At 39.9% G+C, this 23,126-nt stretch carries 23 protein-coding genes; 12 read left to right on the plus strand and 11 right to left on the minus strand.

All coding sequences use genetic code 11. The features are described 5' to 3' along the window. Positions 1 to 4 precede the first annotated feature (4 nt). From F885_RS15635 to F885_RS15610, 6 genes are all read left to right on the plus strand, one after another. Positions 5 to 796: a Slam-dependent surface lipoprotein gene (locus F885_RS15635; protein ID WP_004806996.1), complete on the plus strand. Its 792-nt coding sequence runs from the start codon at positions 5 to 7 to the stop codon at positions 794 to 796. An 82-nt stretch (positions 797 to 878) separates the two neighbouring features. Continuing rightward, on the plus strand, positions 879 to 2,369 hold the full coding sequence (locus tag F885_RS15630; RefSeq protein ID WP_005313848.1) for a hemophilin secretion modulator: 1,491 nt from the start codon (positions 879 to 881) through the stop codon (positions 2,367 to 2,369). Positions 2,370 to 2,380: 11 nt separating this feature from the next. Beyond that, entirely contained in the window at positions 2,381 to 3,295 is a 915-nt protein-coding gene (locus F885_RS15625; RefSeq protein WP_005313851.1) for an energy transducer TonB, read from the plus strand. 32 nt (positions 3,296 to 3,327) lie between these two features. Beyond that, positions 3,328 to 3,927, plus strand: a complete 600-nt coding sequence (locus F885_RS15620) for a biliverdin-producing heme oxygenase (RefSeq protein ID WP_085946065.1) — start codon at positions 3,328 to 3,330, stop codon at positions 3,925 to 3,927. A gap of 28 nt (positions 3,928 to 3,955) precedes the next feature. Next, on the plus strand, positions 3,956 to 4,402 hold the full coding sequence (locus tag F885_RS15615; RefSeq protein ID WP_032858955.1) for a YbaN family protein: 447 nt from the start codon (positions 3,956 to 3,958) through the stop codon (positions 4,400 to 4,402). A gap of 113 nt (positions 4,403 to 4,515) precedes the next feature. Continuing rightward, complete coding sequence (locus F885_RS15610) at positions 4,516 to 5,190, plus strand: YjjG family noncanonical pyrimidine nucleotidase (RefSeq protein WP_005313854.1); 675 nt, start codon at positions 4,516 to 4,518, stop codon at positions 5,188 to 5,190. Here F885_RS15610 and F885_RS21175 read toward each other — a convergent pair. Beyond that, the gene (locus F885_RS21175; protein WP_032859028.1) at positions 5,185 to 5,616 is read right to left on the minus strand and encodes a hypothetical protein; all 432 of its coding nucleotides are present in this window, start codon (positions 5,614 to 5,616) and stop codon (positions 5,185 to 5,187) included. The two genes, F885_RS15610 and F885_RS21175, sit on opposite strands and share 6 nt — an antisense overlap. A gap of 161 nt (positions 5,617 to 5,777) precedes the next feature. Here F885_RS21175 and mhpT point away from each other — a divergent pair, with 161 nt between their 5' ends. Beyond that, the gene (gene mhpT / locus F885_RS15600; RefSeq protein ID WP_005313858.1) at positions 5,778 to 7,040 is read left to right on the plus strand and encodes a 3-(3-hydroxy-phenyl)propionate transporter MhpT; all 1,263 of its coding nucleotides are present in this window, start codon (positions 5,778 to 5,780) and stop codon (positions 7,038 to 7,040) included. Positions 7,041 to 7,099: 59 nt separating this feature from the next. Here the strand turns inward: mhpT and F885_RS15595 are convergent, their stop codons facing one another. The 4 genes from F885_RS15595 to F885_RS15580 all read right to left on the minus strand — a co-directional run bounded on the left by F885_RS15595 (position 7,100) and on the right by F885_RS15580 (position 11,018). After that, the gene (locus F885_RS15595; protein WP_005313868.1) at positions 7,100 to 7,531 is read right to left on the minus strand and encodes an SRPBCC family protein; all 432 of its coding nucleotides are present in this window, start codon (positions 7,529 to 7,531) and stop codon (positions 7,100 to 7,102) included. A 450-nt stretch (positions 7,532 to 7,981) separates the two neighbouring features. Continuing rightward, positions 7,982 to 8,986 (minus strand): cytochrome d ubiquinol oxidase subunit II, encoded by a 1,005-nt coding sequence (gene cydB, locus F885_RS15590; protein ID WP_005313870.1) that lies wholly within the window; start codon positions 8,984 to 8,986, stop codon positions 7,982 to 7,984. Beyond that, complete coding sequence (locus F885_RS15585) at positions 8,979 to 10,424, minus strand: cytochrome ubiquinol oxidase subunit I (protein WP_005313871.1); 1,446 nt, start codon at positions 10,422 to 10,424, stop codon at positions 8,979 to 8,981. Before F885_RS15585 ends, cydB begins: the two co-directional genes overlap by 8 nt. 144 nt (positions 10,425 to 10,568) lie before the next feature. Beyond that, positions 10,569 to 11,018, minus strand: a complete 450-nt coding sequence (locus tag F885_RS15580; protein ID WP_005313874.1) for a DUF2946 family protein — start codon at positions 11,016 to 11,018, stop codon at positions 10,569 to 10,571. Positions 11,019 to 11,310: 292 nt separating this feature from the next. Between F885_RS15580 and F885_RS15575 the strand changes: the two genes are divergently transcribed. The 3 genes from F885_RS15575 to zigA all read left to right on the plus strand — a co-directional run bounded on the left by F885_RS15575 (position 11,311) and on the right by zigA (position 13,935). Continuing rightward, the gene (locus F885_RS15575) at positions 11,311 to 11,724 is read left to right on the plus strand and encodes a hypothetical protein (RefSeq protein ID WP_005313877.1); all 414 of its coding nucleotides are present in this window, start codon (positions 11,311 to 11,313) and stop codon (positions 11,722 to 11,724) included. Positions 11,725 to 11,846: 122 nt separating this feature from the next. Then, complete coding sequence (locus F885_RS15570; RefSeq protein WP_005313879.1) at positions 11,847 to 12,602, plus strand: D-Ala-D-Ala carboxypeptidase family metallohydrolase; 756 nt, start codon at positions 11,847 to 11,849, stop codon at positions 12,600 to 12,602. A 106-nt stretch (positions 12,603 to 12,708) separates the two neighbouring features. Then, complete coding sequence (gene zigA, locus F885_RS15565; protein WP_005313881.1) at positions 12,709 to 13,935, plus strand: zinc metallochaperone GTPase ZigA; 1,227 nt, start codon at positions 12,709 to 12,711, stop codon at positions 13,933 to 13,935. Positions 13,936 to 14,006: 71 nt separating this feature from the next. Here zigA and F885_RS15560 read toward each other — a convergent pair whose 3' ends face one another. The 5 genes from F885_RS15560 to F885_RS15540 form a co-directional block, all read right to left on the minus strand. Next, positions 14,007 to 14,852, minus strand: a complete 846-nt coding sequence (locus tag F885_RS15560) for a siderophore-interacting protein (RefSeq protein ID WP_005313884.1) — start codon at positions 14,850 to 14,852, stop codon at positions 14,007 to 14,009. 140 nt (positions 14,853 to 14,992) lie between these two features. Then, entirely contained in the window at positions 14,993 to 16,504 is a 1,512-nt protein-coding gene (locus F885_RS15555; RefSeq protein ID WP_005313887.1) for a hypothetical protein, read from the minus strand. Positions 16,505 to 16,852: 348 nt separating this feature from the next. Next, positions 16,853 to 17,458 carry a hypothetical protein gene (locus F885_RS15550; protein WP_005313894.1) on the minus strand — a complete coding sequence of 202 codons (606 nt, stop codon included), beginning with the start codon at positions 17,456 to 17,458 and terminating at the stop codon, positions 16,853 to 16,855. Positions 17,459 to 17,570: 112 nt separating this feature from the next. Beyond that, positions 17,571 to 18,422 carry a glutathione-dependent disulfide-bond oxidoreductase gene (yghU, locus tag F885_RS15545; RefSeq protein WP_005313896.1) on the minus strand — a complete coding sequence of 284 codons (852 nt, stop codon included), beginning with the start codon at positions 18,420 to 18,422 and terminating at the stop codon, positions 17,571 to 17,573. 115 nt (positions 18,423 to 18,537) lie between these two features. Beyond that, positions 18,538 to 19,455, minus strand: coding sequence for a LysR family transcriptional regulator (locus F885_RS15540; RefSeq protein WP_005203676.1), 918 nt, complete (start codon positions 19,453 to 19,455; stop codon positions 18,538 to 18,540). A 110-nt stretch (positions 19,456 to 19,565) separates the two neighbouring features. Between F885_RS15540 and F885_RS15535 the strand changes: the two genes are divergently transcribed. Together F885_RS15535 and F885_RS15530 are read left to right on the plus strand one after the other, a co-directional pair. Next, complete coding sequence (locus F885_RS15535) at positions 19,566 to 19,997, plus strand: CidA/LrgA family protein (protein WP_005313898.1); 432 nt, start codon at positions 19,566 to 19,568, stop codon at positions 19,995 to 19,997. Between the two features lie 10 nt (positions 19,998 to 20,007). Next, positions 20,008 to 20,691, plus strand: a complete 684-nt coding sequence (locus F885_RS15530; RefSeq protein WP_005313899.1) for an LrgB family protein — start codon at positions 20,008 to 20,010, stop codon at positions 20,689 to 20,691. Between the two features lie 83 nt (positions 20,692 to 20,774). Here F885_RS15530 and F885_RS15525 read toward each other — a convergent pair whose 3' ends face one another. Beyond that, positions 20,775 to 23,003: a TonB-dependent receptor gene (locus tag F885_RS15525; RefSeq protein ID WP_005313906.1), complete on the minus strand. Its 2,229-nt coding sequence runs from the start codon at positions 23,001 to 23,003 to the stop codon at positions 20,775 to 20,777. Positions 23,004 to 23,126 lie beyond the last annotated feature (123 nt).

A 23,126-nucleotide genomic window follows, 5' to 3' on the forward strand; every position in this document is an offset into this window, starting at 1 on the left:
ATAAATGAAAATCTCTCAACTATTCATCGGTCTTGTTGCATGTTCTGCTGTGTTTGCACATGCAGGTATTGATGGTGCTTCAAGTAATGAAAACAATATCATTATTGGCGCTGCTGCAAATGCCAGCCACCCAGGTGGTGCAGCAGCCGTTTCTGTACAAGCTGCTGGTTCACCATACAATGCATTTACAGGTTTTAGCTCGCTAAAAGGTTTGGCACAAGCGTTTTCTGCACGCGGTACAAGCAATACCGATGTTACTGTCGGTAGCAAAACTTTTAATATCTCGCATATTCCTGTTTCGGCAATGCCGCCTTCACACAGTGCCTTAGGTAATTTCAATTTTGGTCAGGTGGGCACACAGGAAGTCTATTTTGGTGAATGGTGGAAAGCAGGCGATACAGCTGCGAGCGCAAGTCATACTGTTTATTACGCAGGTGACAATACCAATACGACAGTACCAACCTCTGGTACGGCGACCTACACCGTTGCAGGGATTAATGGTTCAGCAACCAATCTGTTAAGCGGTAATTTGACTGCTAACTTTGGTGCAGGCACTTTACAAGGGTCATTAACTGGAACAGGGACTGCTGTTTCAAGCTTAAGTTTGAACGGTGTGACATTTAGTCCAGGTACTGCTGAATTCAGTGGCGCGGCAAGTGCAAATGGTACAGCTGGGGTAAATAATTCAGGTATTGTTCAAGGACACTTCTTTGGTGCAAATGCTGCAGCTTTAGCGGGTATTGCCGAGTTTAATAATGTTACATATAACACTGCATTTGGCGGTGCGAAGAACTAATTATGGCGAAAGGAATCTACAGCAGTAGATTCCTTTTTCTTGTTTATGACTTGATGATTTCTACTTTTGCTTTGCGGTTTTTATGAAAAGAACATTGCTGTGCTGTTTGATTTTATTGGCGAGTTCATCACTTTATGCAGATGATGAGACACAACTTCGCCTGAATCAAAACTTGGATCAGAATTTATTACAACAACAGCATCAATTACAGCAACAAGGGGCAATTCGGAGCACGGATGAACTACCCAATATTGTGATTAATGGACAAGTATTTGAAGTTGAAAAGAACCAAGATGATCTGGCAAAAGCTTTATATTTGGCGGTTATGCAAAAGCAATGGGGCAATGCGGCAGTCTATCTAAAGCATTATCAACAATATGATGGCTATGATCAAGCTTTAACAGACTTTGCCGAGGGTGCATTGGCTCGTGCTCAAGGGCAGCTCAAATTGGCGGAGCAAAAATTTCAAAGCAGTTTAAAGCAACAACCCAACAATCTTATTTGTGAACTTGAGTTAGCGCGCGTGCTGTTTGAACAGCAGAAGAATAAAGAAGCAGCACGCCTTTTTACATCCATTCAGAACAAACTGGTACTGAGTGATCGTAGTGTGATACCGCCAGAGGTAGAACAAACGGTTAATCTGTTTGTCAAAGCACTTGATCAGCGGGATTCGTGGCAAGGCAGTGTGGCCATTGGTCCAACCTATGCCACCAATCTGAATAGTTCTTCTGAGCAAAGTAAAACATGGATGCTGTATGGCATTGACCAAAATGGCAATGTGATTCCGATTCAAGAAATTACCCGTGATAGTCCTAAAGCTGAGTCCGCAACGGGTGTGGACTATGAAACCAGTGTAATGAAACGCTTTTCGCTCTATGGTAATCACGGAGTTTCCTTACGTGGTTTGGCTTATGGACAGTCTTATAGTGATCATGCGGACTATAATGAATCTACTGTCAATATCAATGTGGGCTATAGTTTTTTTGATTTAAAAAATCAAATCACAATTGCACCTCTATTTGAGCATAAACGTTATGCCAATGATGGCTTGTACAATGCTTGGGGTGCGCGCGCAGAATGGATGAGATTTATCTCCGCCGATAAAGCACTCAAGCTTGAAGCTGAAATCAAAGATTTGAATTATCAAAAATATAAGACCTTAGATGGTAAAGAAAGTTCAGCCATGCTGACTTTCTGGAAGATTTTGCCTGAGCAATGGACGCTATTTGGTGGTTTGGATGTACTCGATCATGATACCCAAGAAAAATATATGGCAGCGTATCAACAACAAGGCGTTCGTTTAGGTGTGAGTAAACCGTGGAGTATCGGATTAAACACCACTTTATTCAGTTCATATCGCTGGCGTCAGTTTGATCGATATACGGCAACATTTGATACACGACGTCATGATTTTGAACAGAACTATACCTTTGTGCTGCAAATGCCGCGTTTCCAGTTTTATGGCATGACGCCAAATTTGACCTATCGCTATAACCGCAATAACAGCAATGTGGATTGGTTGTACTCCTATGATAAACATAATGTCAGCCTGAAACTTGAGCACCGTTTTTAAGGGGGATGGCGATGAAATCAAAATTCTTCGATCAGCACGATGTTCTTGCTAACAAAGTACCAATGGTTTGGATTGACACACGTTCTCAACAAAAGTGGATCACAGTCATTCTGGTTTTTGTTTTGCACCTATTGGGACTGTGGTCGCTGAGTTATTTTATTGAACCTTATACTTTGGCAACATCACCTAAAGTAAATGCACTTAAAGTCCATTTTGTCTCTTTATCAGTGTCAGAGCATGCATCTCCTCAAGCAACAGCAAAAGTTGAAGCGGCCCAAACATCAACAATCCCCGCATTAGAAAAACAAACAAGCACTCGCGCTGTTCCGACCAATACTGAAAACACAGAACAAAAAGTGATAACCAGTCAGAGTGCTATGCATGAAGTGCTCAAGCAACAGACTAGCCACAAAGTTGAAACTTTAGCCGAGAAGTCCATAGCAGAAATAGCGGCTCAACCTTCAGAAAGCAAAGCAACACAAGAGACCCAATCGGATCAATCATCACAGATGTTGACAGAAAATCCGCTCAGTTCGAAACAACAAATAGGACAGACTCAATCCCAGTCGGGTGGTGTAAATATAGCAGCAACGCAACAGGAATTGGCTCGTGCACCTGAAAGCCAAGTTGATCGTGATGAGCCCGTTCAGGTCAGCAGTGTTGATGTGTTGAGCTTTGGCAAGCTTGCTTACGATGATCGGGAACTTAAACAACAAAACCGTGTGGTGGAATTACGGCTACGTATCAATGAAAACGGTCAGCCCATCGAGATTCAATTAAAACAAAGTTCAGGGATTAGCAGTCTAGATCAGCGTGTACTACAAGCTGCTCGTCAGTCCAAATTCAAACCTTACAAGATCAACGGTCGCGCAGTGGCCGTTGTTGTGGATTTCCCAGTGCAACTCAAACTCAGTCGGAGTCGTTAACCGATGAGTCCTATTCTTTTTCTAGGAGAATAATCATGAACGCAGCAACAGAGCAAATGATTGCCAATCGCCTTTCTCAGCGTCTAAAGCAAGAAACAGCGGCAGAACATGAACGTATGCACCAGTTAATGGCGCAAGCAGATGTATTTTCAAGCAAGGAGAAATACGCCCAATTTACCTTATCGCAATATTATTTCCAGCAGGAAATTGAGCATCTTTTTGAACAGGAGGGGGTTGCTGGACTGATTCCTGATTTGGGCATACGTGGCCGCTCACAACAAGCATTTGATGATTTGCAGGATTTGGGTATTCAGCCCGTAGGTCAGACATTACAAAGTGCTGAAGTCAAATTGCCTGAAGCACTAGGTTGGATCTATGTGTCAGAAGGCTCAACTTTAGGTGCCGCATTTCTGTTTAAACAAGCGCAGAAGCAGTTAGGTTTCTCTGAAACATTTGCAGCGCGCAATTTGGCGGCTTATCCAGAAGGTCGGGCAAAGGTGTGGAAACGTTTTGTTGAGGCACTAGATGAAGCAGCCTTTGATCAAGTGTTACAAGATCGTGTTGTGCAAGGGGCATTAGATGCTTTTGGCTATTTCGGAAAGGCATTAATCCAGCTCGATGAATTGAAATAAGTGATCAGGCAGTAACAGCTTATTCGGTATGGAGAACATTAATCGCATGGATAATCAAATGAAAACAGAGACCTTATCGCCTACACCACAGCCAGCAAGCAAGTTAGCGCGTTCAGTGTGGTGGCGATTATTGTTTATCTGTTTGGCTTGGCTATGCATCGCTTTAGGGATTCTTGGCATTTTTATTCCAGGGCTACCAACGGTTGATTTTATCCTGTTAGCAGTGTTCTTTGCAGCCAGAGGCTCTGAAAAGCTCTATCAATGGTTTCTCAACCATCGTTTTATCGGACCGATTATTCAAGAATGGCAAGAGAACCGACGTATTCCCAAAAAAGCAAAATATATATCTACCGTGAGTATGAGTATTGCTGCAGGTATTATGATATGGACTATTCCACATCCGTGGGTGGTCTATCCACTGATTGCCTGCATGGCAGCAGTGTTGGTCTGGATGTGGATGCGAGATAAAGACTGAGAGCATAGTCAGACGAGAATATCGAGCATTGAGCAGGCCACATCGGCTTGCTCTTTTATCACTCGGTATAATAAAATTATCTCAATATTTGCTTCGGTTGTAAGATTGCTCTGATGTACAAGGCTATATTCTTTGATATTGATGATACTTTGTTGAATTTTAGCATTGCTAACCGCGCTGCATTTATTCAATCTTTTGCTGAATTTAATTTAGATCATGATGATGCTACTTATTCAACCTATAAAGCCATTAATCATCATTTATGGGAAAAGCAGAAGTTAGGTCAAATTACGGTACAAGATGTCATTAATAATCGATTTAAACAATTATTTCTGGCATTAAACCTTGAACTTAACCACGATCATTTCCGTGATACCTTTCAGGGAAATTTAGCCAAACAGCATACGCTTGAGGCTGGTGCAGCTGAAGCCATTGATTATTTAAGTCAAAAATATAAGCTATTCGCTGCATCCAATAGCATTCTTATTCAACAAAAAGCTCGTTTAGACTTGGCTGGCTTATTGCCACATTTCTCTGATTTATATATTTCAGATGACATTGGCTATGAAAAACCAGATCAGCGTTTTTTTGAAACCTGTTTGCATAGAAGCCAGATTGCGAAAGAAGAAGTCCTGTTTATTGGGGATAGCCTTGAAGCGGATATGAAAGGTGCTGCTTCTTGTCAGATCTCGACCTGTTGGTATAACCCAAACAATTTACCCAATCAGTTGCAATTAAATATCACACATACCATTCAGCATTTATCTGATTTAGTAAAGATTTTATAAATCGATGCGATCTGGTTGATGGGATTTAAGATGAATCAAAATCAGCCAGTAACAAATCGCTGGAATGAGGGCGATAAGCAAGGAAAAAATATCCGCGTAGACCAGCCACCATTGCTTTGGGAGTTGGCCTGTATGAGTCCAAGCTAAAAGAGTAAAAAAAGGTGCCGCAACGACGAATGAACTTAAGCAGATTGTCAGAAAATTCAGATACTGATAGCGGTTTAAGACAAGCGAGAACAAGAATGAAAATGGAACGGTCAAAAGGCAATAAGCCAAATAAACCAGAAGATGCCCGACAATAACTGCAAATATTGAACTGAATTTAAACGCATTGTTCATGAGAATAAATAGCATAGCCATCAAGCAGAGTAAGGGAACTGGAGCTAATAATAGCGATTTAAAAATGATCTTTTTCTGATATTTCAAATCAAATCCCTCAAACCACGAAATTATGAATTGCATAATTTTAATACATATTGCGTAACTATATTCGCTCTGCTAGTCTTTTTAGCGACTTAAAGGATATTTAAATCGATATTTGGAATTTTAGATCGATAAACTGGAAGAATCAAAAAGGGAAGATAACAATGTTAAAAGAGACCAATAGAGAGGCAGGCGCTTCAAAACAAGCAATCGTGATTACACTCATCCTCTGTTTCATTTTTGCCATTATTGAAGGATTTGATCTGCAATCTATGGGGGTTGCTGCACCACGGATGAAAGCAGAAATGCTGTTAAACAGTACCGAGATGGGCTGGGTGTTTAGTGCCGCCGTTTTAGGCACATTACCTGGCGCACTGATTGCAGGTCGAATTGCTGACTCGATTGGGCGCAAAAAAGTATTTATCACTTCGATTGCAATTTTTGGCTTGATGTCTTTAATGACGCCCTTTACCAAAGATTTGAATTCCTTACTTTTAGTTCGATTTCTGACTGGACTCGGCATGGGTGGGGCTTTGCCCATCGTGATTACCATGGTTTCAGAAGCGGTACCTGAAAAGTATAAAGCGACGGCTGTCAGTGCGATGTATTGTGGTATGCCGATAGGCGGCGTTTTGACTTCCGTGGTTGCCTTGTCTTTGACAGCAGATCATGAATGGCGACATATCTTTTATATAGGCGGGATTGCCCCTTTAATTTTAGTTCCTATTCTTATTTTCTTTTTACCTGAATCAAAAGCATATCTGAACCAAATCCCTCAGGTGAGTACACAAAAACCAAGTGTGTTAAACGTCCTTTTTGCCAAACCACGTGTCGTGGTGACGTCTAGTCTATGGCTCAGCTTTTTTGGTACCTTGTTGGTTTTAGCATTGTTTCAGAACTGGTTACCAACGTTAATCTCAGGACTAGGACTTGATAAGCAACAAGCCAGTTATATTCAGATTGGTTTTAATTTAGGTGGTTCGATTGGAGTATTGATTTTAGGTTTGATGTTGGATCGACTGAATAAATTCTTGATTGTTGCCAGTGTGTATGCGGGCATTCTGGTTTCATTAATTGGTTTAGCCTATTCCAATAGCGCGTCGAGTTTTATCTTGTTTGCTACATGTTGTGGTATGTTCGTGATTGGTTGCCAGTCAATTTTATACACCTTGGCAGCCAAGTATTATCCTACTGAAATGCGAGGCACGGGAGTGGGGGCTGCGGTTGCTGTAGGACGCTTAGGTGCTTTTGCAGGGCCTTTAGTTGCAGGTTATCTACTCGGAACTGGGCAAAGTGAGATTGTTGTAATTGCCTCTAGTATTCCTATGATCTTATTGGCCGCAATCTCAGCATTAATTTTACTACGTAAGCCAGAGCATTCAATTACTCGGAAAGAACCTCTAGGCACAGTGACATCTTCACTTTAAGCATAGCGTAAACCTTGACGGTAAGAACGAAACCGTCAAGGAGCAATGCCTAAACAACATTAAAATTTTAGTTTTTTCAGACCACGGTTAATACCGTTTTGTAATGCAGCCTTAATAATTGGGCCAATCAAAGGAACACGGCCTTTAAAGCTAATGGTGTAATCCAAGCGAGTGCGATCACCGCCTAAATCGGTAAATTTCATAACGCCACGATGTGCTTTAATTGGACTAATACCACTGGTAATCGCGTATTCAATCAATTCATTTTCTTGGTAAACCAAGTTTGTTTCAACAAATGACGGGGCTAAAGGAATCGAAAGTTTACGTGCAGAACCCACGCCATTTCGCGCTTCTTTGCCATTACTGATACGCGTGATTTTTGCGGGTGCAAAAATCTTGTTGAGATTTTCATGTTCACTGAGAACTGCAAACACCTTGTCTATGGGCGCATTGAATTCTTGTATTATTTTGACCTGTTGTGTTTTTAACATATTGGAACCCTTCCAAATAATTTGACATGATGGATTGTCAGTATGTTGATGTTAGCATGCTTTATATACATTCTGAATTTACCTTTATCGGAAATTCACTTGCTTTTTTATACAGCTTAGTCATGTCGATTTTCAGATTAAGCATGGTCGCAAGATTTTATTGGAATTGACTTGGCACGATAGCTGCCCAACGTTTATAGCCCTATGAAAAAGTAGATAAATCAGAAAAACCAAGTTGTTCTGCGACCTGCGTGAGGCTTAAATTCCCTGATACCAATAAAAAAGACTATACCTCGGTATAGTCTTTTTTATTGGAAGGAATAATGTCAGCTTAATAAGCGAGTTTTAACAATACTCTAAAGAACATTGCAATCGCCAGTAAACCTAGAAACCCAGCGAGCCAAAGTACGATAAACCATTGTGTTTTAGATAGTTTCATTACGCTGCCTCCTAGTGATAACCTGTATCACCAACCCGTACTTTATCTCTAAACACCCAGTACGACAGGATGGTATAGCCGATAATGATCGGAATCAGTATCACAGCACCAATTAAAGCAAACTTCTGACTGGAATATGGTGCAGCAGCTTGCCAAATGGTGACCGAAGGCGGAATGATATTCGGCCAGAGACTGATCACAAAACCCGTAAAGGCCAAGAACACTAAGGCCAAGGTAAAGATAAACGGTTTTAACTCTTGGCGTTGTTTACATGCTTTTAAAATCAGGAAGGTAAAGAGTAAGACCAAGATAGGTACTGGGCTAAAATACAGTAGATTTGGTAGGGCAAACCAACGGGCTGCAATTTCAGGATGAGTCAGTGGAGTATATAAACTGACACCTGCAAAGACCACAAATAGTAAGATGATCAATTTAGGCATCAGCGCATACATCTGGTCTTGTAATTCATGGTCGGTTTTCATAATCAGCCAACCACAGCCCAAAGCGGCATACATGGCAACCACACCCAGCCCCGTAAATAAGGCAAAAGGCGTCAGCCAGTCCAGACCTGAACCAGAAAAAATACCATTAGTGGTCTGGATACCCTGAATATAAGCACCTAAAATAACACCTTGCAGGAAGCTGGATAGAATTGAACCCCAGATAAAAGCTTGATCCCATAAATGCTTGGTGCGATTCGCCTTAAAGCGAAACTCAAATGCAACACCACGAAAAATCAAGGCAATCACCATCAGAGTAATCGGCATATATAAAGCTGATAACACCGTTGAATAAACCAGTGGGAAAGCTGCGAACAAACCTGCACCACCAAGTACCATCCAAGTTTCATTGCCATCCCAGACCGGTGCGACAGTATTCATCATCACATCACGTTCTTCGCTATTTTTAATGAAGGGGAACAGAATTCCGATCCCGAGGTCGAAGCCGTCGAGAATGACATAGATCAATACACCCAGTCCGATAATGCCGACCCAAATCAAAGATAAATCAATCATGGTGCTTCTCCTCTTTGGTTGGGTCTTCTTGATCAATGCTTTCATCGACCGCACTTAAAGGACGCATAGGTGTTTTGAAGTGTCCATGACCTGCTGGCTCAAGATCCACAGCCTCAACAAATTGTGGACCTTTATGCATCAGTTTCAGCATGTAATAGATCCCAATACCAAACACAACACAGTACACCACCACAAAAATAATCAGGGTCAGACCCACTTGTTCGGCGGAAACAGGTGAAAGTGCATCTTTGGTACGCATTATCCCATAAACCACCCAAGGCTGGCGGCCAACTTCGGTGGTAAACCAACCTGCCAGTACCGCGATAAATCCTGATGGACCCATGACTAAAGCAAAGCGGTGAAACCATTTACTTTCAAACAGCTTTCCAGTTTTTCTGAGCCAAGCACCGGCGAAGGCAAGTAAAAGCATGAGCATACCTAAGCCAACCATGACACGGAAACTCCAGAATACAATGGTAGAGTTTGGTCGATCTTCAGGTGCGAAGTCTTTTAAGCCTTTAACTGTACCATCCATAGAATGAGTCAAGATCAGACTACCTAGATTTGGAATCGCGATCGCGTATTTGGTACGTTCTTCTTGCATATTAGGAACACCGAATAGGTAGAGTGGCATACCTTCATCATAATTGGTCTCCCAATGTCCCTCCATCGCAGCAAGTTTTGCTGGTTGATGCTCTAAAGTATTCAAACCATGTGCATCCCCAACAAATACTTGTAAAGGTGCCAAGACAAGAATAAGCCACATCGCCATAGAGAATGAGGTCTTGACCAAGGCATCACGGCGACCTTTGAGCAAATGCCAGGCAGCAGTTGCCGCAACCAATAAAGCTGCAACCATAAAGGCCGCAATTGCCATATGCACCAGTCGATAAGGGAAAGAGGGATTGAAGACGATTGCCCACCAATCGGTTGGCACAATAATGCCATTCTCGATCGCAAAACCTTGAGGCGTTTGCATCCAACTGTTGGAGGACAGAATCCAGAACATGGAGATACAGGTACCAATCGCGACCATTAAGGTGGCAAAGAAATGAGCCTTGGGACTGACACGCCCCCAACCGAACAGCATGATACCCAAGAAGCCCGCTTCCAAGAAGAAAGCACTCAGGACTTCATAAGTCAGTAAAGGGCCTGTCACACTTCCTGCAATACGGGAAAACTCACTCCAGTTTGTGCCGAACTGGTAGCTCATCACCACACCAGAAACAACCCCCATACCAAAAGCAACCGCAAAGATTTTGACCCAATACTTAAACAGGTCTTTATAAATTGGATCTTTAGTCCGTAACCAACGCCACTCTAAAACAGCCAAGAAGCTGGCCAAACCGATAGAAATCGCAGGGAAAATAATATGGAAGGAGACGGTAAAAGCGAATTGTATTCTTGCCAATTCGAGTGCAGTAAAACCTAAAGTCATGACAGCACCTCATCTTGTTGCTGATGAGATAAACTTGAGGTTGAATAAAGCTCTACCCAATTAAGCGTATGATTAGAAAAAGAAAACATGACGATAATCTCTTGAATAAAAGTTTTTCAAAACTAAAAAGTTTTGAGCTTCAAGTCAGAATGAGATTAAGAGAGGAGGTGCTCGACCTTGAGGAGTGAGAAAGAGTTGTTGAAGCTGAAAGAAAACATGGAAATAGTTTTCAATAAAAGCCAGAAATCGAACCTGAATTCGGACTAGAATTTGCTTTAGATCGACATCTGGTAAAGGCAATACATGGCTATACACCACACAGTATTGACACTGATGGTTTGCATCATGGTGGTGATGGTGACTTGCCGACGTTTTAACTTCAGCTGAAAAAGCTTGATGCTCATGTACAGTATCATGTTGAGCAGCAATATGATGATGGCTATGGAGCGGAGAGGTAGAATAATGGTCTTGTAATAAAATTTGGGTAATAGTCTCACATACTGGAGAAACTTGATATTTCTCTGGCAGCAATGGCTGTAAAAACACAGCGATTTGTAAAAAGATTGCATAGAACCCAAGCAATCTTCCAAGCATCAACACCCGATTGATCTCTTTATGGAAACCATTGGAGAAATACTATAACAAAGAAATCTTTTTTTTAAAGAGGATACTTAATTATTTTTAATGAATAATGATAAGTTTTTACATGAATAATTATTAAATTTCATCACTATAGCCGTATTTTTGTGCATTTTACCGTTAAATTTTGCTTAATAATTTTAAGGACTTTTTTATATTAGGCCCAAAATGTTTAGCTTTAGCGTTTATTTATTAGCAAAGCAAAAATAGCTAATATGTTATCAATTTAAAAATATAGATGATGAGAATGAAAAAAAGCTTAAAGCTAGATCATGATGCACTTTTTATGCGGTTATTCTTCAAATCTTCGCCTGAAGTTACGGATGAAGAGGTGGAATATTACCGTGAATATCCTGATCAAATTGATGAAATAACAGCTCCAATCAATATCCATAAATTTTTTCTCTGGGCTGGTGCATTTTTAGGCATTGTGATTGTTGCGATTGCAAAATTTCTTAAATATTCAGGTGCATTGAGCTTTTTATCAGAGGGCATCTTTGAATTTGTCATTGATATCATTTATGAAAGTGGGATCGCACTCATTGGTGCTGCGGTAACCGCTTATATGCTTGGTGTCGTGTTGAATAAGCAACAAGATAATGCTGCAAAGTGGCGTGAAGAAATTCGTCGAAGAATAAAAGGAGATCAGACTCAGCCCTAAGCATCTAAGAGTTATTTGTTTAATGTTTGAGCTTGCACCATCAATTGTTATGTTATAACATAACAATTGATGGTAATAAAATTGCCATCTGTACTTTGATGACTGGGTGGTGGTGTATCGACATGAGGAATATTTATCTTTTAGGTTTTTTTTTGTGTGTTTCAGCATGTCAATACAATACCCAAAACCCTAAACAAACGGTTCATCCTATTATTAAAAGCTCATCTTTTACGAATAAGATCAATAGTATTTCCAATTTTTCACAACAAAATACGGCTCCATCTTCATATTTAAAATGGTCAGGCCAAATTGAACATCAGCTACAGATAAAGGCCTATAAAACTTTTTTAAAAAATAAGGGGCTGGTTTTTTATATTCCTGACTATGAATTTCTACAGACTGCTAAGGATTGGCAAAAGTGCCATGCCAATGAATATGAAGTTCCTCATCAAAAACTTTGGAACAACATTATTCCAACATTGAATATTTTGAATCAGTTGGTTGAGCAGCAAGTGATTCAAAATTTCACAGTGACCTCCGTTTATCGAAATAATTTATTAAATCAGTGTGCTGGTGGAGCTGGAAGTTCAAGACATGTTTTTAATGCTGCTTTAGATTTCCGCATTGGCAATCAAAACCCAGATGCTAAACAGCAAATATTCATCCAAGAAACGAAACTGAAACTTTGCCAATTTTGGTTAGATCACGGTGAAGCGCTGAATATGGGATTGGGTGTCTATGAATCAGGACAAATTCATATTGATGCTGCTGGTTATCGTACATGGGGTGTGGATCATCGTTATAGATCATCACCGTGTATGAAAGATTTTTCTAATTCTGTTCTCTCACATCTCAACACGATGGGTAAAACCGAATGAAAGCAAAACATGCCAATTCTTAATCCTAATCATTAAAGAATATTAGGTCTAAATCTTCCGTGCTTTTGAGTATGGATTCTAAAAAACTTAAACAGTGAGAACGCCAATGAATCATTCTTTAGCCACTCCATCAAAACTTCCTGTAACGGTATTATCAGGTTTTTTGGGTGCAGGAAAAACGACGCTACTGAATCATATTTTAAATAATCGAGAAGGCAGGAAAGTTGCTGTAATTGTTAATGATATGTCTGAAATTAATATTGATGCTGCTTTAGTTCGAGAAGGTGGAGCAGAGCTATCACGCACAGATGAGAAATTGGTTGAGATGAGTAATGGCTGTATTTGCTGTACTTTGAGAGAAGATCTATTACTTGAGGTACGCCGTTTAGCCGAGGATCAACGTTTTGACCAATTGGTGATCGAGTCAACAGGTATTTCTGAGCCTTTACCTGTTGCTGAAACTTTTACTTTTGAAGATGAAAATGGTATCTCATTAAATGAATTTGCCCGACTAGATACAATGGTGACCGTGGTTGATGCTTATAATTTTCTAAAAGACTATAGTTCGCTAGACAGTTTACAATCTCGAGGAGAATCATTAGGTGAAGAAGATCAACGGAATGTCGTCGATCTCTTAATTGATCAAATTGAATTTTGTGATGTAATCGTATTGAATAAAGTCGATTTAGTCGACGAACAAGAAAAAGCCAGACTATTTGGAATTCTCCATTCACTTAACCCAAGAGCAAAAATCGAAACATCAGAATTCGGACAGGTTGATCTTAAGTCTGTATTGAATACGCATTTATTTGATTTTCACCAAGCAGCTCAAGCACCAGGATGGCTAAAAGAGCTTAGAGGGGAACATCAACCAGAAACCGAAGAGTATGGTATAAGCAGCTTTGTCTATAGTGCTCGACGACCATTTCATCCGCAACGCTTCTTTGATTTTGTCCAATCTGAATGGCCAGGGGTGATTCGTTCAAAGGGCTTTTTTTGGCTAGCGTCTCACCCAGAGTTTGCAGGCTCTTGGTCTCAAGCCGGCGCTATGGCGAGACACGGGGTTGCAGGTTATTGGTGGGCAGCTGTACCAGATGAACATTGGCCAGAAGATCAACAGAGTCGCGAAGCTATAGAAAAGAAATGGGATGATCTAACAGGAGATGCCAGACAAGAAATTGTTTTGATTGGAATGGAAATGAATCAGTCTGAACTGATTCAAAGTTTCAATGCTTGCTTATTCAATGATGAAGAAATGGCACTAGGGGCAAATGCGTGGAAAAGCTTTGACAATCCATTTCTAGAATGGGATGAAATGACTCAAAACAACTAAATTTAGTACTGATAAGTATCGATAAAAAAACAAGAGAGTTTTAAAACTCTCTTGTTAAATCTCTAACGTTTTTATACAGGCATATCTAAATCATCAAATGTTTCTAGTGTTTTTCCTGCTTCCAAATGCTTTTGATAATATTCCAACCGAACTTCATCTAAAATCGTACTTGAAAGACCAACATTCCAATAACCTGTCACTTGTACATCTTTTTTAGGTAGTGACTTTTCCTCTAAAAAGAATTTGCGAATTGCTCTGGCTTCATTCCGTTCGCATGCAGCCCAAACAACTAGGTCATTTGTTTCTTTAAATTGGTAAGCAGCTTTTAGCAACAGCCCCATTTTTCCTGCTTGATCTTGGCGTTCTCTTTGCAGTAAATGTATTTGAACATTTTCTTGATTTGGAAGATATTCGCAAATATTGGCGTCATGACTTTCAACAAAAATATCTGCAGTTATATTGTTTTGCCAATGTTGCAAGATTGAATAAAGCGCAGGAAGGGCGGTGTCATCAGCAAACATCACGATATGCTTTTCTGCTTCAAAATCTGGAACAAAATGTGGTCTTGGTCCAATCAGCTGCGTTTTTGTTCCTACCTTGGCTTGATGTATCCATTGCATTGCAGGACTCTCATCTTCATGTTCAATCAGATCAATTTCTACTTCGTGGTGATCACGATTAAATGAGCGAATAGTATAAACACGGGTTAAATTTTCAGAAACTTCAATACGGACAGCTAAATTTGGCTTATCCCACATACCTGGTTGATTTGTATTAATTTTACCATGAACTCTTAAAATGCTTGGGAATGGCCTTGAAATTGCAGTGATTGTCATCTCGGTCTGTTCGAGATTTCTCATATGATCGTTTTGTTTGAGTATATTATTATCGTTTGAAGTCACTTTTTGCTTAATCATTGTCAATTTACCTATCATAATTAAGTGAAATTTCATTAATTATGCATGGTAATGATAATTATTTGCAATAACTTTAGCATAAAATAAGAGCGAGAGAATGCATTCGACATTTTCTCGCTCAGCTTAAAATAACTTTTTTGTTAGAACTTTCCTCTTATCCAACCATATGCAGCTGCAAAGGGTAAAGCCGTTCGCGCCAAGTAAGGTACATGCCACAAGCCACCATGATTGGCATTTTCCATAATCAAATCTAAAGGATGATTTAACTGTTTGGTTGGATTGGTCGCACTTTCTGGATTATTTAAATCATGTACCCAAAGCGCTGCCATGATGGCATTGGTCGTCTCTGGACTGAATGTTTCTACTTTAAATAAATCTGCACCGGCAAAGGCAGCTTTGAGAATTGGATTTTTAACCACGGAGTGTGTTGTTGTAGAGGGTGCAATATTGATGACCGTTTTTTGGCCACGTGCACGGCTGCGTATTGCAAACCATTGTTGTAGGCGTTTAGCAAGGGCGTAGTTCGGCCCTTGTTCAATGACCATACAATCGGAGATACCGTACTGTTGACCATTATCAGATTGGATTAACTGCTTTGCATTTGGTTTAAAGAAGTTAGTCAAGGAAATATTGTGAATAGATCGAGTGAGTAACTTTTCTATCATTGGACGCTGTTGAGTTTTTTCTTGTATGGAGTTCACTACAGCTTTTGGAATCGCATAAATATCAGTTGGCGTCAGCATAAACATGATACTGCTGTCCGCTTTTTGTTTGCTCAGTTGCTCCATAATGCTAATCATGGCGATTGAAACACGGACATGTTTTTCACCATCTAAATATGCAATACCTGCAAGGTCTAAGGTTTCTGCAAAGGTATTCAGCCAATTCGCAATTTCTGGAGTTTGGGTTAATAGGTTGGCACCGAGCTGTTTCTCTTTATTGGCTAAGCTGATCTGTGGAGCGATCAATGTCGCGTTACCTTGCTCAACTGTTTGAGTAATTTTTTCCCATATTTGAGGATTTGGTAAATCAATCGCAATAATATTGGCACGCCATTTTGCCAACCAACTGAGAGGACCCGCTTCAGAAGCTGCACCGAACAACACCATAGTCCGTGACGATAGATCAAACCATTCAGGGTGAGCGTGGAGTAGGCGTAGTGCTTTTGCATGGCTAGGTTCGATAACTTTTTGATTTTCCCAGCGATCTATTTGTTCGAGTAATGCTTGTCCCTGTAATTTTTCTCCATTGAAAGGAATATACCAAGGTTCAATCGCAGAATTACCTACGCCCTTTAAAACATAGTTATCAAAAGGTTGGTCTTTAATATCAGACATAGCTTGTTCTAACGTCGATTGTTGACCAGCTCGGTTAAATGTAAAGAGATTTTTAGCTGCATCTAGACCATTTTGGGCAATAAGTAATGGATAATGTACCGAGCTAATTCCTGTTTTTACAAGTTCTTGAAAGTAAGCTGGATATTTTTTTCTCCAATTTTTTTCTGCTTTAAGTTGTGATGCAAGTGGAGAATCAACGCTACTCAATGCGGCATATAGAATTTTCTTTGCTGTATTTGTCGTACTGGGAGCCTGTTTGCCGGATTGAATTGGAAATTGTATCCCATCATTTTTAGACTGTAATATATTACTCAACTCACTGCTCCCATCTATTGAATCCAGAAATCCCAGGTCAGGATGTCTCTATGCTTTTTCCATTCTATCTTTCAGAATAAAGCAAAATCCTGAAATACAAAATAGCGAAAATAGCGCAATTGATTGACTTTTTTGAATAGAGAAAATGTCGCAATAAATTTGTTGATTGTTTGAAAAATCTTTTTTATACAATTTGTTATGATGAAATATGTGCTTTTATATTGATTACATTGATAGGTAAAATATTACTTTATACATACTTAAGTTGCTTTAATGAATAAGCTATTGCAGTCAGATGAGCATTTTAAATTAAGGGCTAATAGTCACCATATGCAGAATAATCGGCGCTCATTTCAAAGAGGATGAGGCTGATACAGTCATTGTATTGGCACAATTATTTTTCGCATACTCAACAAATTCCTCTAATCTGATTGTCTCAGCTTTCACTTTACAGCGATATATTACCCCATACATTGGATGTTTTTGCTCATTGGTCATATAGTAATTTTTAACATGAACAAAAGAATAATAATGGAACAGGGTAGAGTTTTCATCGCCGTCATAGACATATTGCGTACCTGTAAAATGGATCTGTAAGGCTTTGGTTTGGTTCATTAATTCATCTAAATTATCCATAACTTCATGAGTACAGATGTCGAATGCTTTTGTTTCTTTTTTATCAAGATTTTTTAAATAATCACCAGCGCATTGTCTGATATACGCTTCATAAATCATTCCGTTTTCTTTCTTAACCGAAAAATATTGATAGCTTTTATTGGCAAGTGTCTTTATTTGGTTCTTTTCAATAATTTCTTTTCCATTGATTGTAATTAATGATTCTTGTAAATCTTTATCTAACAAAAGCGATAAGTTTTTTGCTAAACAAATTGATGAACTAAGACCCATACACATCAATAAGGGGAGGATTCGAAAAGACAATTGATACAGGTTCATGGGTACACCATACAAGATATTGCTTAATTTTTAGTAAGCTATTTCTTTCATTGAGTTTCATCTAAATTTTTTATGCTAGCGAACTAGCATAAAAATTAGGCTTAAATCTTACTTATTGAAGTTTGTCTTGCGTATGGGTATCAAAGTCACTTGCATCATGGCGTTCATGCAGTTGGGTTTCCAAATCCCCAAAAGTACGGTTAACCATTCGTCCTCGTTGCACGGCGGGCCGCGCTAGAATCGCATCTGCCCAGCGCTGTACATGTTTATATTGATCCACAGCTAGAAATTCATCTGCATTGTAGACCCAACCTTTCACCAGACTACCGTACCAAGGAAAAGCTGCAATATCGGCAATGGTATATTCTGTGCCAGCCAAGTACTCATGTTGTGCTAAATGTTGATCTAAAACATCCAATAAGCGCTTGGTTTCCATAGCAAAGCGATTAATGGCATATTCAATTTTCACAGGTGCATAAGCATAAAAATGTCCTAAACCACCACCAAGGTAGGGTGCACTTCCCATTTGCCAAAATAACCAATTTAGGCATTCAGTACGTGCAGCGATATCAGTTGGAATAAAGGCTTTAAATTTTTCGGCTAGGTAAAGCAAAATTGAACCTGATTCAAAAATACGTAATGGTGGATTTTGGCTATGATCAACTAATGCTGGGATTTTAGAGTTAGGGTTAATTTCAACGAAGCCACTGCTGAATTGTTGGCCTTCTCCAATTTTAATCAACCATGCATCATATTCGGCATCTTGATATCCCAAGGCTAATAGTTCCTCAAGCAGGATCGTCACTTTCTGGCCATTTGGCGTTGCCAATGAATACAATTGAAGCGGATGTTTACCAATAGGTAATATATGTTCATAGCGGCTGCCAGACGTGGGTTGATTTAAATCAGATTTTTCTCCAGTCCATTGCCAAACTTGCGGGGGGATATAGTTTGAATCACTCATTGTTATTTGCCATATGATCAACAGATCATTCTAGTCTAGGCGAGCTGACCCAAGATTGGGTAGCTTTTTTGTGGCAAAGCTTTATCCATTTTTCTGAGAATGTTATTCCTCTTTTTCACTGCTCTAACTTGGGCCTAATTTTTTGAAAATGTTGATGAATCACACTGAGCCATGCTTGTACTGCAGGAGAGACAGGAAGGTTTTTTTTCCATGCCATGGCCAAATGCCATTGAATGTTGGGCTTTTCCAGCGGGATTGCTGCGAATAATTGGGGATCAAGCATATCGGTATAATATTGTGGCAGTAGGGCAATACCCATACGTTGTAGTACCATATCAGCCAATAAATTCCATTGACTGGTACGGCAAGCAATCGTTGGATAAAAGCCGTGCTGTTGGCAGGCATCAAGAATGATGCTGTTGAGCGAAAAATTTTCAGGAAACATCAGAAAGGATTGCTGTTGCAGTTCTTCCAAATTTATTTTCTTCCGGTTTGCCCAAGTTGCATCTCGTCGCAATAGTACCATCAATGGGTAATCACACAGTTCGATACTGTTGAAAATTTGATGGTCAAAGGGCTGTAATAACACACCGACATCGAGTTCATTATTCAACAAGGCTTGCTCGATCCCTCGAGAACCGACTTCAAGAAAAGCAAGTTCGATATCTGGCCATTGCTGATGATAATCAAACAGGGCGGTGGTGAGTAGTTGCGAACCGAGTGGAGGCACACCGAGTTTTAAGGTGCCTGTTTTTAATTGTTGGTAATTTTCGATTTCCAGAAAGATATTTTGTTCGGCTTGCAATAATCCTACTGCATGTTGATAAACACGCTGTCCAATTTCAGTCAGTTCAACCTGTCTTTTTCGACCATATTCAGGTTTTACAAATAATGCCACCTGAAGCTGTTCTTCTAGCTGTTGCAGTATTTTACTGATGGTCGGCTGTGTCAAGGAAAGCTCTTCAGCAGTACGGGTAAAGCTTTTGCTGTTTACCAAACTGACAAAGCATTGCAATGATTTTAGTGAAAGCATAACAAACCTAAAATTATTCCATTTAGGCATAATTTTAACATGAATAATTCATATTATATCGATGTACAGTGGATAAGATAATTATGTTGTTCACCATCTGATGCCGTTAAATGAGTACCGAAGCTGTTCCTAAACCTCTCCCTCAAAATTCGCTTTTGGCATTAGTTAAACAAATTTTGATTCTTGCTGGATTCTGGTTGGCAGGTTATGTCTTAAACCAGAAAATCGGTATCCCAATTTCAGCAGGTATATTGGGTATGTTTCTATTGCTTTTCTGCCTGTTTTTTAAAGTCATTAAGATGGATCAAGTGGCAATGGGCGCTACCTTTGTCTTAGGGGAGCTATTGCTGTTTTTTGTACCTGTGGTGGTCGCTGTCGTGCAATATAAAAGTCTGTTTATGACCGAAGGCTGGCAAATTGTATTGAGTATTGCCATTGGTACTATTTTGGTCATGTTAAGCACCTGTTTAACCATCCATTATTACAACCGCTTAAGAAGCTACCTACAGACACGTAAGCGTTTTCAGCATAAGCACATCTAAGGTCATCAATATGAATATTTGGTCAATTGTTTGCTTGATCTGGACGCTGCTTGCATACATCGTGGCAAAGCGTGTCTATCAAAAGCATCCTCAACTCTGGTTATCTCCTGCGATTAGTGTGCCCGTACTCACGATTCTGTTGATGGCGATCTTTGGAATTTCATATCAAACCTATGCACAAGATACGCAGTGGATCGTAAATTTACTTGGGCCAGCAACGGTTGCTTTCGCCGTACCAATTTACCGTTATCGGGACACGATTCGTAAAAACTTGGGTGTCTTGTCGATTGCGATTGTGGTGGGGATGAGTGTGGGTGTGATGTCTGCTTACCAAATGGCAAAGTTATTTCATTTTAGCCCTGAAGTCACCAATAGTTTGATGGCACGCTCTATCTCAACACCTTTTGCCATGATTTTAGCAGAAGATATCCATGGCTCAGCCGCTTTGGTTTCTTTATTTACGGTCATTACAGGCTTGGTTGGGATGATTTGTGGCGATGCCATTTTAGCCATTACCAAAATCCGTTCTAATGTGGCAAACGGCGCAGCATTTGGTAATGCGGCACATGGTTTTGGTACGGTAAGAGCACAGCAACGTAATAGTGAAGAAGGTGTGATCGCAAGTTTAACCATGGTGATTGCGGGTATTTTGATGGTATTGGTTGGGCCATTTGCGATTCATTTATGGATTTGATGCAGCCAATTAATTAAGTATTAAAGCTGAAGAAATTCAAAAAGGTAAAGATAGCCACTTTTGAGCGGCTATAACTTTTTAAATTACCACTTATGGCTATAAGACACTTTGAGTGTTATGCCGTTAGCTAATAAGTGACTGGTATTATTACTATTTCTCATCAGTTGACTATAGAGCGGGTAATACTGATTATTAAATATATTTTCTAAGCCAATAGTCATTGTGTCCTTTTTATTTAGTGCGAAGCTGCTGAGTAAGTCTGCAGTTGTATATGACTTCACATCATAACGACCAAAACTATTCACACCATTTAAGCGGTAATCTTCTGCACCGAAATAAGTGGCTTGTAGACGGTTGGTCCATGTATCGGTCGGACTATAAGAAATATAGCCTGTGACTTTTAGCGGTGGGATACGATAGCCTGTCATATCTTGCTCGGTATTACTATTCTGCGGTGTTTCACGACCTTTCATCCAAGTGATACTACCACCAGTTCCCCATACTTTAGTATCGTCAAGATAGTCAAGCGTTGCTTCAACACCCGTCACTTTTTCTTTGGTTCTGGCCAACACTAAACCATTGTTAAAAGACTGAACCCCGCCTAGATCTGATTTGGAATGGAACACCGCTAAACTAGAACTAAAATTCTTAAAATGACCATTCCAACCAAGTTCATAATTATCCACTTTTACTGGCTCTAAAAATGAAGAAGCTAAGTTAAAGCCTATGTTAGCATTTCGAATGACAATACCAACATCAGGTAATTGGAAACCTTGGTTAAATGAGGCGTAAATCGAGTGCTCATCGTTTGGTGCAAAGCTGACATTGGCATTGTATAGCCAAGCATCTGCTTTAACTTTTCCACCTTGCACCGTATATGGATTGGCTTTGCCAAGTTGGGACAATGGAATAAAGCTGTCAATTTTGGCATAGCTGTCTTCATAGCGTGTACCTACTTCCGCTGACCATTGATCACTGAAACGGTGCTTTAATTGCGCAAATCCACCGATACTTTGAGTGGTGAGTTCTGGTAAATAAATCAGTTTTCCATTTTTGACAAATTCTAGACCACTAGACTGATCATAAATTTTGGGGTCAAAAGTATCTAATGGCATTTCACTTTTTTCACGGCTAAAGTCACCGCCCCAAACAATTGAGGTGTCGCCGAAGAACTCAAGTGGCGTATTGACCGTTAAACGGCTACCCAGCACATTATTTTCTTGGTATACCTGATCCACTTGTCCACCGCGTGTTGCCACTTTACGGGCATCAAATGGAGCAAAACGAGTAAAGAAATCTCGGTAATAGACTTGAGCATCTACTTTGTTGCCAAAAAAATCTTTATTGGAATAGGTCAAATTGTAGATTTGATTTTCGTTCTTATTCTGGTCTTTTAGTTTAAGCCCCTTGATTGCTTTAGCAGGAACGCTTCCCGCAGGGAGTTGGGCTACGCTCGGATCAGATGCATAGTCTGAGTCTTGTTCAGCGTTATAATAATTTGCGGCAAACTGAAGATATTGATTGTCATCGATGTGGTAACCAAGCTTGGTACCGATGCTATAGGCATCTGCATCAAATAGATCCCCTTGGCTTGGTTCAGGCGCAACACGTCTTCCACGTGCATCGTATGGACTGCCAATACGTTGATAACCAAAGTCTAGTGCATAATCGAAGTTATTTAGGCTGCCTGAAAAATATTGATGGATGTCACCACTCAAGGCATCGGAGCGAAGATTAGTTAAGCCACTTTGCAGTCCAATCACTGTTTTTGCTGTAGGTTCACCACCTGCAGCTTTTGTGGTAATGGAAATTGTACCTCCAGCTGCACCGCTACCATATATGGCATTACTGCCACGGATGACTTCTATACTGCTAATACTTTCAGGATCAATTGCAGAAAGGCCTCTGGAGGTATCTCGGGTTAAATTCATGGGTACACCATCGACTAAGATCAGTGCATTACGACCACGTAAAGTTTGCCCATAATCGGTAATGGTACGACTTGAATCAGATAAACCTGGGACTATTTTTGCTAGTACGGTGGCAATATTTCCTGAAGAGGAATTTTTCAGAAGTTCAATTTGTTTTTCATCTAATTTGGTGACTTGCTTTGCCGAGGAGGAGAGTTCATCTGCACGTGAAGCTGTAATGGTAATGGTTGGCAGTACTTCTGAGGCTTTCTCAGAATTCGCAGTTTCTGTAGGTGAGGCAGCAAAAGATGAGTTGGATAAAAAGATAAATCCACCTATTGATAAAAGTGGAATGAGGTGTTTGACTTCATTTTTTCGGTTGAACAGTTTATCTTTTATCATCTTATTTCCTTTGATCTTAGCCTGAAATTACTTTTAAATTGACGGAATTGTAATTGAGAATCATTCTATATTAAAAATATGAAAGCTTATACTAAACTCAAGCAACACTTATCTCTTTCATTG

It is taken from the genome of Acinetobacter higginsii (assembly GCF_000369845.1).
GTDB classification, from domain to species: domain Bacteria; phylum Pseudomonadota; class Gammaproteobacteria; order Pseudomonadales; family Moraxellaceae; genus Acinetobacter; species Acinetobacter higginsii.